General features: G+C 57.1%; 9 protein-coding genes. 8 read left to right on the top strand and 1 reads right to left on the bottom strand.

Annotated elements, in window-relative coordinates:
• The 5 genes from ABJK56_RS02925 to cysA form a co-directional block, all read left to right on the top strand.
• Window positions 1-276: hypothetical protein (locus ABJK56_RS02925; RefSeq protein WP_347243167.1), on the top strand; the 276-nt coding region annotated here is incomplete at its 5' end.
• On the top strand, window positions 248-1,360 hold the full coding sequence (locus ABJK56_RS02920) for a sulfate ABC transporter substrate-binding protein (protein ID WP_347243166.1): 1,113 nt from the start codon (window positions 248-250) through the stop codon (window positions 1,358-1,360). The genes ABJK56_RS02925 and ABJK56_RS02920, both read left to right, overlap by 29 nt.
• Before the next feature lie 20 nt (window positions 1,361-1,380).
• Window positions 1,381-2,217 carry a sulfate ABC transporter permease subunit CysT gene (gene cysT / locus ABJK56_RS02915; RefSeq protein ID WP_347243165.1) on the top strand — a complete coding sequence of 279 codons (837 nt, stop codon included), beginning with the start codon at window positions 1,381-1,383 and terminating at the stop codon, window positions 2,215-2,217.
• Complete coding sequence (cysW, locus tag ABJK56_RS02910; RefSeq protein WP_347243164.1) at window positions 2,214-3,194, top strand: sulfate ABC transporter permease subunit CysW; 981 nt, start codon at window positions 2,214-2,216, stop codon at window positions 3,192-3,194. Before cysT ends, cysW begins: the two co-directional genes overlap by 4 nt.
• Window positions 3,179-4,270, top strand: a complete 1,092-nt coding sequence (gene cysA / locus ABJK56_RS02905) for a sulfate ABC transporter ATP-binding protein (RefSeq protein ID WP_347243163.1) — start codon at window positions 3,179-3,181, stop codon at window positions 4,268-4,270. Before cysW ends, cysA begins: the two co-directional genes overlap by 16 nt.
• A gap of 79 nt (window positions 4,271-4,349) precedes the next feature.
• Here the strand turns inward: cysA and sppA are convergent, their stop codons facing one another.
• Complete coding sequence (gene sppA / locus ABJK56_RS02900) at window positions 4,350-5,420, bottom strand: signal peptide peptidase SppA (protein ID WP_347243162.1); 1,071 nt, start codon at window positions 5,418-5,420, stop codon at window positions 4,350-4,352.
• Between the two features lie 357 nt (window positions 5,421-5,777).
• Here sppA and ABJK56_RS02895 point away from each other — a divergent pair, with 357 nt between their 5' ends.
• The 3 genes from ABJK56_RS02895 to ABJK56_RS02885 all read left to right on the top strand — a co-directional run bounded on the left by ABJK56_RS02895 (window position 5,778) and on the right by ABJK56_RS02885 (window position 10,855).
• Entirely contained in the window at window positions 5,778-7,682 is a 1,905-nt protein-coding gene (locus ABJK56_RS02895) for a peptide-binding protein (protein ID WP_347243161.1), read from the top strand.
• An 84-nt stretch (window positions 7,683-7,766) separates the two neighbouring features.
• Window positions 7,767-9,587: an ABC transporter permease subunit gene (locus tag ABJK56_RS02890; RefSeq protein ID WP_347243160.1), complete on the top strand. Its 1,821-nt coding sequence runs from the start codon at window positions 7,767-7,769 to the stop codon at window positions 9,585-9,587.
• Entirely contained in the window at window positions 9,584-10,855 is a 1,272-nt protein-coding gene (locus ABJK56_RS02885; RefSeq protein ID WP_347243159.1) for an ABC transporter permease, read from the top strand. The genes ABJK56_RS02890 and ABJK56_RS02885 overlap by 4 nt, the downstream gene beginning before the upstream one ends.
• Window positions 10,856-10,888 lie beyond the last annotated feature (33 nt).

The following is a 10,888-nucleotide window of genomic DNA, read 5'->3' as shown; positions in this document are numbered from 1 at the left end:
CTATTTCACGGAGCCGTCTATCTTCGCGATCTCGCCACAATCAGCGAAAAGCCCCATCTCTCCCATACGACGGCAGTTACAACTCGCCCACGTTGCCTGGCACAGTATCTGCTTTACTCGTCCAGCCTTTGGCTGCGGCTCGCGCACGCTGGGCCCTGCCATCTGCCGTCAGTCCCCGACGTGTTCGAACTGGGCCAGCCCCAACTCAGGACACCCTCCCCCCGCAGTCGCAAATCGGATGGTCACCATGCCAAATGCCACGTTATGTGTTTTTAGTCACGGGAGACGATACCTGAAGACCCTCGCTCTGGGAGCCGTTGTGGCCGTCGTGGTGATATTTCCTGGGTGCGGTAAAAGAGAACCAGAGCTTGTACTGCTCAACGCCTCCTATGACCCTACCCGGGAATTGTACAAGGAGCTGAACGCCTCCTTTGCCCAATATTGGCTGACAAAAACTGGCCAGCGCGTCGAGATCCGGCAATCCCACGGTGGTTCCGGAAAACAGGCCCGGGCAGTGATCGACGGTCTTCAGGCCGACGTGGTGACCCTGGCCCTCGCCTACGACATCGACGTCATTGCTGCGCGGACGGGGCTGATTGGTAAGAACTGGCAGGAGCGTTTGCCCCATCGCAGTTGCCCGTACGTCTCCACCATTGTTTTCCTGGTCCGAAGGGGTAATCCCAAAAACATCCAGGATTGGGACGATCTCACGAGGCCTGACGTGGAGGTGGTGACCCCCAATCCCAAGACGTCCGGCGGGGCGCGATGGAATTATCTGGCCGCCTGGGGATATGCCCTGAAACGGGAATTGGGCGACCTGAGCAAATTGAAAAACTCCTCGGCTCACGAGGTCCAAAAGGCCCAGGAAAAGGCGTTTCAGTTCGTGCGAGCGATTTTTTCGCGGGTGAAGGTGATGGATACAGGGGCCCGCGGCGCCACCAACACCTTCATCCAGCGGGGAATTGGGGACGTGCTCATCGCCTGGGAGAACGAAGCCTTACTAGCCACCCGCGAACTGGGCGGAGCCAAAGTGGAATTGGTGATGCCTTCCGTGAGCATCCTCGCGGAACCACCGGTCGCCGTGGTCGACGGCGTTGTGGACAAGCGAGGAACGCGGGCAGTGGCGGAAGCCTACTTGCAATTCCTTTACACCCCCGAGGCCCAGCGGATTATTGGGCGTCATTACTATCGGCCCATAGATCCCGCCGTGGCCCAAGAATTTGCCGACGTGTTTCACCCTGTGGCCACGTTCACGGTGGAAGAAGTGTTCGGGGGCTGGGCAAAGGCCCAAAAGGAGCACTTCGATGACGGGGGCACGTTCGATCGAATCATGGACGTTCAGGCTTCGCCTTCGCACTGACTTGCCAAAGGAGTTCTCCAGTGCGTTTCAGACTGCGGGAGAGACAACCAGCGCTACCCGGCTTTGGCCTCACCCTGGGGATTACTGTGAGCTACCTTGGCGCGATGGTCGTTTTGCCCCTGGCGGCTTTCACTGCGTTCCTGGCCAGCGGAGCCGGCTGGCACACCCTGTGTGAGCCGCGGGTTTGGTCAGCCATCCGTTTAAGCCTCGGATCGGCCCTCGCAGCCACGGCGGCTGACGGGTTCCTGGGTTTTATCGTGGCGTGGGTTCTTGTGCGATACCAATTTCCTGGCCAACGCTTTCTCGATGCACTGGTGGATTTACCATTTGCCCTACCGACCGCCGTCTCCGGAATTGCCCTGACGACCCTCTTTGCTCCGGGTTCGTGGCTGGGAGCGATCACGGAGCAGTGGGGTTTCTCCCTGGCCTACACCCGCTGGGGAATTCTCATCGCCATGGTCTATATTGGGTTGCCATTTGTGGTGAGAACCCTTCAGCCTGCCATTGCCGATCTTCCTTCGGACTGGGAAGAGGCCGCGGCAAGCCTGGGTGCCGGACCGATTGCGACATTCTGGCGAGTGACGTTTCCATCCCTGCGTCCGGCGCTGCTCACGGGCATGTCTCTGGCGTTCGCCCGGGCGGTAGGTGAGTATGGCTCCATTACCTTCATTGCCGGCAACCTTCCCTACCGCACAGAGATTGCTCCGCTCCTCATCGTCATCAAACTCGAGCAGTACGACTATCACGGAGCGGCCGTCATTGCGGCGATCATGATGCTGGCTTCTCTGGGCATTCTCGCGACGATCAACGCTCTCCACAACTGGCAGTTGCGCTGGCAGGAAGGGAATGGCGCATGAAAAAGTCATTGAGGTGTTCCCCCCTCGCTCGATCTCGATCGATCTTACCGCCCGTTCGATTGACGGCGGCCATTGCCGATCCATCGCGCCTTTATGCTCGACTTACACGGAGTTCGCCAATATGGCTTCTTTTGCATCTCGTTCTAATTTTGGGTACGGTGCTCATTCTGGGGCTCCTTCTCGTGCTCCCCCTTGTGGTCGTCCTTGCGGAGGCATTCCGCCAGGGGTGGCAAGTGTATCGGGCAGCGATCACCGAGCCCGACACCATAGCGGCCCTGCGGCTCAGCTTGTCAGTGACTGTCCTCTCCGTCGCCGTCAATACTGCGTTTGGACTCTCTGCGGCCTGGTGCCTGAGCAAATACCGGTTTTGGGGGCGTAACGTGCTTCTCATTCTTATCGACCTGCCGCTCTCCATTTCGCCGGTTGTCGTGGGGCTGTTGATCATTTTGGTCTATGGACAGCATGGGTGGTTGGGGACATTTCTGGAACGCTGGGGTCTGCGTGTCATTTTTGCATTCCCCGGTATTGTCCTCGCAACCGCGTTTGTCACTTTGCCTTTTGTGATGAGGGAAGTTAAGACCCTCATGGAAACTGAAGGGAACGAAGAGGAAGAAGCTGCCCGCCTGCTTGGCGCCAACGGCTGGCAGATCTTTTATCATGTCACGCTCCCCAAAATTCGTTGGGCACTCCTGTACGGAGTGATCCTCTGCACAGCGCGGTCTTTAGGGGAATTCGGGGCCGTTTCTGTAGTATCAGGACACATCCGCGGGCTGACCGTTACTCTGCCCCTCCATGTGGAGCTCCTCTACAACGAGTACCAATTCTCTGCCGCGTTCGCCGTAGCATCTCTACTTACCGGAGTCGGGTTAATCACCCTTATTGTGAAGACTTTCTGGCAAAATCGTCTCCAGCGGAAACTCCACCGCGGGCAAGATTGTCCTTCCGAGGAGGCATCTTTCCCATGCGTATCGAATTGATTGAAATCTCCAAAACCTTCGGCAAATTTCGTGCTCTCGATCACGTGAGTCTGACCATTCACGCGGGAGAATTCGTGGCCCTGCTGGGACCTTCCGGTTCGGGGAAAACCACCCTTTTGCGGATTATCGCGGGCCTGGATCTCCCCGACCCCGGGGCCGGACGACTTCTCTTCGACGGGAAAGACGTCACCTACCGGCCGGCTGATCAGCGCGGAGTGGGGTTTGTTTTTCAGCATTACGCGCTTTTTCGGCACATGACGGTTTACGAGAACATCGCTTTCGGGCTGCGGGTCCAGCGGCGACGACTGGGGCTTTCCACGGCCCAAATTGATGTCCGTGTGCGCGAACTCCTGCGGCTGATTCAACTGGAACCGTTTGCCGAGCGCTATCCGCACCAACTGTCGGGAGGGCAGCGCCAGCGGGTGGCTCTCGCCCGGGCATTGGCCATCCGCCCACGGGTCCTGCTGCTGGATGAACCGTTTGGGGCCCTGGATGCCAAAGTTCGTCGGCAACTCCGCACCTGGCTTCGTGGGTTGCACGATGAAATTGGCCTCACGAGCGTCTTTGTCACGCATGATCAGGAGGAGGCCTTGGAACTTGCAGATCGCGTTGTCGTCCTCAACGCGGGCCGAGTCGAACAGGTAGGCACGCCGGAAGAAGTCTATCACCAGCCGCAATCAGCGTTTGTCACCGAATTCATCGGCACCGTCAACAAATTTCGTGGCATCCGCCGCGGTTCCCGCGTGGAATTTGGCACATCGGAGGCTCTTTTGCCCGGTGAACAGGTGGCTGTCTTTGTTCGGCCGCACGAATTCACCCTCAGCACGGTTCCCCACAGGCACGCTTTTCCGGCTGTCGTTCAGCGAGTCCACACGGCCGGCGGACTGGTGAAATTGTGGCTGACGGCTCAATCGGGGGAAACTTTCCTCACCGAGATTGATCCCTTTCACTGGTCGCAGCTAACCATCAAGGAGGGCGATACCGTGTACGTGACGGCCAGGCAACTGCGCTGCTTTAGCGAAGAGGGCCAGCCGTGCCATCCTGCTGAACGGTTCCGCACCGCCGTGGGTCAGTGAGCGTTCTCAAGCACCCTATCGGAGGCGGTGCGTCATCCTGGGTCTGGCGTTGGTCATGTTCCTACGAACGCTGGAATTTTCACGATCGGCTGCGGAGCAGCGCAGGTCCCTGCCAGAAGAGGTAGTAAGCCCGGGGCACGCTCAATTCCAGCAGCCACGACCAATCCGCGCTGGCTGGTCGGATCGGAAAATGCACCGTGTCCCCGAACAGGATGTCTGCCATGGTCGGTTCCTTTTTGTACTGGACCACACGCACATTCTCCGGGTCAAGTCCCGCCAGCTCGATCGCGCGATCGACCGCATCTTCAAGAAATCCAATTTCGTCGATCAGCCCGTCGGCCTTGGCTTGTTGGGCTGTGAACACCTGCCCGGTGGCCAGCTTATCCAAAAGGGCGGGTTGTTTGCGAAAAATGGGTCTGCCGGATTTGACAATCTCTTTAAACCTTTCAAAGCTCTCGTCAACAAGTCCTTGGAAAATTTTGCGCTCTTCTTCGGTCATCGGCCGGAGAATGCTGCCCATCGTCTTCAACCGATGGCTGACCACCGAATCTTCCTGAATTCCGACTTTTTCGGCAAGCTCTGAAGCGTTGTAATGAGGAATCACCACCCCGATGGACCCCGTCCAGGTCGTCGGCTCAGCATAGATCGCCCGGGGTGTATCGCCCACAGCCATGGCCACGTAATAACCGCCGCTGGCCGCGATCGCTCCCATACTCACGACCAGTGGGATCTCCCGCTTTTCTTTCATCTTCTGAAGGTGGTGATAAATGAAATCGGCGCCACTGACCGTTCCCCCCGGCGAGTTAATCCTCAGCACTACCGCCTTGACCGACTCATCTTCAATGACCTGGTCGATTTGGTCCTTCATGAACCCCCGACCATCCAGAATGAGGCCCTCCAGAGACATGATCACCACTTTGTCCCGGGCAGTTTTGGAATGCGAAAAGTACTCCTCGCGCACTTTGGGCGTCTCAAACAGGCGGAGCCCAAGGATCCCTAAGAGCATCATGTTCAAGAAGCCCGAGCACAGCAGCGCCACCAGCAAAACGACGACGATCACAATGGCCCCCACACTCCACCGACGGATGACAACTGGCGGTTGCTGGGGCAACACCGAAGCCACAATGGGTGCAGAATTTTCAGGAGTCATGACCAAGCCACCTCGGTCTTGCCATGTTATTTTGCGAAGGCAACAGTCTCCACCTATCGAAGCCAACAGCCCACTTGAGCTGGAAGTTCCGGCATGTGCCCGGCACATCCCCGCGTTTTGCGCATTTTCGTTATCTTGCCCCGCCTTGAACAGTCGTTATTGACGGCACCACGCTTCTCTCCTAACATGCGGCAAAGACACCACCGAGTCAAGTCGACACAGAGGTGGACCCCGAGAGTCCACCCAGCCACAAAAGGAGTGGCCACCCGAAAGGGCCAAATTCGGAGAGTTTTACGGCTCCAGTTCTCCGCGGACTCAACGTCAGAGAATTGATTTATCGCGTCCGAGGTGCTTTCCATGGCCGAGCGTCAAAATCATCGAGCTATTACTTCCTGCCCCGCCGAGAGAAGGCGCATCTGGCGAACTTGGCGAGTTCGCTTCACCCTGGCCGCTTTGTGCGTGGGCCTGACCCTGGTGGGGTGCAGCCGAACCGATTCCGGCAGCTCTTCACAGGAAAGTCAGGGAACATCGCAAGGCACGGTGGAATCGGCGAGCGGAACCGCGCGAACTAGGCCCCGTCTCACCCGGGCCAACGTTCCCCCTGCCGAAAACGATGTCCTTTTGCTCAGTTATCCAGATGACCCAGACACCCTTAACCCAATCACGGCATCGGATACTGTTTCCGAGGCCTTTCAATCGCGGGTGTACGAGACTCTGGCGGAGCCGCGGTTTGACAACCCGGATGAGTGGGAGCCGGTGCTTGCCGAAAGATGGGAGTTTGACGAAAAAAATCTCGAATTCACTATTCACCTCCGCAAAGGGGTGAAGTGGCATCCTATGAAATTGCCGAACGGCAAACCACTTCCCGAGGTCGAACTGACCTCCCGCGACGTCACGTTCACGTTCGACTGCGTCCTCAACCCCAATGTGGAAGCTGCCCACGTTCGCAGTTATTACGAAGATCCCACCGCCACAGACGAAAGCCAGCGGTCGATGATCGAATATCGGGCGGTGGATAAGTACACCGTGAAGGTTCGGTGGAAGAAACCCTATTTTCTGGCCAAGGAATTTACACTGGGTGGTGTCGCCATCATTCCGCGGCACGTGTTTTCGGTGAACGCCAATGGTGAACCGATCTCTTTCGATTTCTCGTCCAAAGAGTTCGCAGACGGCTTTAACAACCATTGGGCCAACAAGATGATGTGTGGCACCGGCCCAATGATTTTCAAAGAATGGGTTTCTCAACAGCGGCTGGTATTGGTGCGAAATCCCGATTACTGGGGAGACCCTTACTACTTTAGCAGCGTCGTCTATCGGTGCATTTCCAACCCCAACACCAACACCCAAATGCTCCTGCAAAATCAACTTGATTTCGCTGGAATTCCCGACAAAGACCAGTTCCTCCAGGCCAAACAACATCCCAATGTTCGGGAGGGAAAAGTGAAGCTGGTGGACTTCGCTTACCCGGGCTACCGCTACATCGGTTACAACCTGGACAAACCGGTCTTCCGCGACAAAGAATTCCGATGGGCCCTCGCGTATGTGATCCCGGTGGACACAATCATCGAGAAGGTCTTTCGCGGACTGGCGGAACGAACCACGGGGCCCTTTTTACCTGGAAGCAGTTCCTACGATAGCTCGCTTCCCCCCATTCCTTACGATCCGCCAAAAGCCAAAGAGCTGCTGAGCAAGGCGGGCTGGCAGGACACGGATAACGATGGCGTATTGGATAAGGTGATCGACGGCGTCAAGATTCCTGCCCGCTTCGAGCTCATGATCTACACCGACGCCCCCAGCTATCGGCAGATCGCGGAGATTATCAAAGAGGAGTGCCGAAAAATCGGCATCGACGTGCAAATCGCACCAACCAAGTGGAATCTGATGTTGCAAAAACTCCGCAAACGCGAGTATGAAGCAGCCATGCTGGGCTGGGCCCTGTCCTGGAAGCAGGATCCTTTCCAACTGTGGCATTCCAGCCAGGCGGAGGTTCCCGACAGCTCCAATCACGTGGCCTATCGCAACCCGGAAGTGGACAAGCTGATCGAGCAACTGCGTGTCACCATGGATGAGGAAAAACAGCACGAGCTTTACAAGCAGATCCACCGCCGGATTTATGAAGATCAACCCTACACCTTCCTGTTTACAGATCGGGCAACGGGAGGGTATGACGCTCGGTTGCAAAACATCAAGTTCTACAAGATTCGTCCGTGCTACGACAGCCGAGAATGGTATGCGTCTCGCCCCCGTGCCCTGGGACCGTGACCCCCGAGACGCGGAGAGCAACTGCGGACGGAGGCACATAGTCATCACATCCGGCCAGACCTGCTGAGGAGAGTTCAGCGACCCGTGTGGAGTTATATTGTCCGCCGCCTCCTACTTATGATCCCCACTTTGTTCGGGATCACGGTGGTGTCTTTCTGCATCATGCAACTTGCGCCGGGAGACCCGCTGCTCATACAGCTCGGAGCCACCGGGCTGGCCGGCCAGACCACCCAAACGCGCGAGGCTTATCTCATCCAGAAACGCGATCTGAAGCTCGATCGGCCGCTTCTGCTTAATTTTCGGTATTTTCGTGATTATTCACGGGCGGTGTACTGGGCTGGGCACTATCGGGCGGCCAACGAATCCCAGATCGCCGCGGAACTTGCCGTGCTGGCCCATGATCCGGAACGGCTGCCGAAGGGCCAGGAGCGTCTCGCCTTCCTCCGTTCGTTGGGAATCCCGCGGTTTCGGACTCGTCTGGAAGATCCCGCGGAACATGGCCGCCTGGCCCAGGCTGTGGCGGCCTACGTGCAGGTGTTTTGCGAAGACTTGGGCCATCACGGCGTTCCCTTCGCTGTTCGTATTTTGCAATCCCGAGATGTGGACCGGCAAGATAAAATCGGGCTCATCCACGCGCTGAATTCCATGGTGGTAGAACCGTTTGTGTTTACTTATTCCGCCCATCCACGGGAGGAAGAAACGCCGTATGTGGTTGGAGCATGGTGGCTGTGGTGGAGACGGGCTGAGTCCACGACCCGTCCGTTGACTTCCACAGAACGCGCGGAATTGGAGTCCCGTTTCCACGCCCTTTGCCAGATGTCCCAAAATCAACTCCTGGAAGAGCTCGATTACCTCGATCCACAGACGGTTCGCTTTTTTGCAGAGAAACTTCTAGGCGATTCAACACTTCGAGAAAAATTCGTTGCCAGTTTGGCCCTGCGGCGATTGGTTCGCGAACCACTGCGGCTGGACGTTCCGGCCGATGCACCGAAATCACTTGTGGACGAGGTTGCAGAGAATTGGATGGCCCACTACCAACTTTACCGGAAACGCTATGAGCCCTCCGCTCTCCTCCGCGTCGCCTATGTGTTCACAGACACACAATACGCCCACATGGTGTGGCGGCTGGTGACGTTCCAGTTCGGCCGATCCGCCACCAAAACGCGGGAACCCGTGGCCACCAAGATCTGGAACGCGGTGATCGTCTCAGCGCCACTCATGTTGATGGCTGAGCTGGTCACCTACCTGATCGCGATCCCCGCCGGCATCATTGCCGCTGTCAAACGCAACACGCTGACAGATCGCGCTATCAGTCTGACACTGTTCCTTCTTTATTCCATTCCTTCGTTTGTTGCCGCCATGCTCCTTCTGCTCTTTTTCTGCTACGGCGATTATCTCAAGTGGTTTCCGATGATTGGATTGCACTCCGAAGGAGCGGAGAATTTTCCCTGGCCCCGGTACCTTCTGGACTACCTTTGGCATGCTTTTTTGCCCGTGATGTGCCTGTCCCTCTTCAGCCTGGCGGGACTGGCCATGTATGCCCGGACGAGCATGCTGGAAGTCATCTCGCAGGACTACATTCGCACCGCCCGGGCCAAGGGTCTTTCTGAATTCACCGTAATCTTTAAACACGCATTACGGAACGCTCTCATTCCCATTCTCACGTTGTTTTCCAGCTTTTTGCCCGCGCTTTTGGGCGGCAGCGTCCTCGTTGAGTACATTTTTGGAATCCACGGAATGGGCCGCCTGAGCTGGGAATCGATTGAACAGAAAGACTATCCCACGCTCATGGCCCTGATTTACATCGACGCGATTATTGTTCTTGTGAGCATCCTTTTGACGGACATCCTCTACGTGCTGGTGGATCCGCGGATTACATTTTCCGCTCAAGGTGAGGAGAAATGACCGCCGGTCAGTCTTACTGGCAAATCGTCTGGAAACAGTTCCGCAAGAACCCGTTCTCGGTGGGTTCGCTGTGGGTTCTGGCGGTGCTCTTTCTGCTTGCCATCTTCGCCCCCGTGCTCGCCTCCAACATTCCCTTTTTCTATCACGACGAGCGCGGGACGGCCTGGCCGTGGTTTCGAGCGCTCTTCAATCCTGAGCAAGCGGTGGACTACTGGTTCAACCTGGCCATGGTGGCGTTTTTTCCGTGGCTGTTTGGTGTGGTCGTCCACGCTGTTCGTTACCGCCGCCGGTATCCGGGCAAACTGCTTCCTGTGGGAAAGTACGCAGCGGCCTACGTCCTGGCCATCCTGGGACTAGCCTGTCTCCTCATGATTCCCGGCTTCCGCCCCGACAACCGCTACCGGGCCCGAACATTCCCCGAAGAGGAGTTTGCCCGCCAGGGTAGAGCTCGGGCTGTGTATCCCCTGATTCCCTTCGGGCCGACCGAGCAGGACATGGATTCCCCGGTCAAACCCCCGTTTTACCGCAAGCCACAATTCATACCGAATCCTGACACCGAGGAGCAGGTCCTGTTTTGGCGAAAGAGCAACGATGGCTTCCCTCACATTTTAGGCACAGACGACGTAGGCCGGGATGTCCTCGTGAGAATGATCTACGGCCTGCGGATCTCTCTCACGGTTGGCTTTGTGGCCGTGGGAATTTATATGGTCATCGGCATCGTGCTGGGAGCTATCGCTGGTTATTACGGCGGTTTTGTGGACATTCTCATTTCGCGTATCATCGAGGTGATTATGCTCTTTCCAGCGTTCTTTCTGATCCTGACGCTCGTGGGGCTATTGGGCCAGAGTATTTACATCATCATGGTGGTCATCGGGCTGACCGGCTGGCCGACCGTCGCCCGACTCATCCGGGGCGAGGTCCTCAAACAGCGAAATCTTGACTACGTGGCGGCCGCCCGAGCAACCGGCGCGACGAATTTCCGCGTGCTGTTCTGGCATGTTTTACCGAATTCTCTTTCCCCGGCTATGGTGGCGGCACCCTTCGGAATTGCCGGTGCCATCATCACGGAAGCGGGCTTAAGCCTGCTGGGTTTTGGTGTCCGCCTGCCGGCTCCAAGCTGGGGCTTGCTTCTTCGCCAGGGAAGCGAAAATTATCACTACTGGTGGCTGGTGGTGTTTCCTTCGCTGGCGATGTTCATTACGGTGACAGCGTTTAACCTGGTGGGTAACGGACTCCGCGACGCCATGGATCCCCGACTGCGCATATAGTGTCCGAGAAAACTGCGTGATCCCTGCGTTAGC

Source organism: Thermogutta sp. (assembly GCF_039793925.1).
Classification (GTDB): domain Bacteria; phylum Planctomycetota; class Planctomycetia; order Pirellulales; family Thermoguttaceae; genus Thermogutta.
The sequence above is the reverse complement of the archived record's forward strand: the minus strand, read 5'-3'. Positions and strand labels throughout refer to the sequence as shown.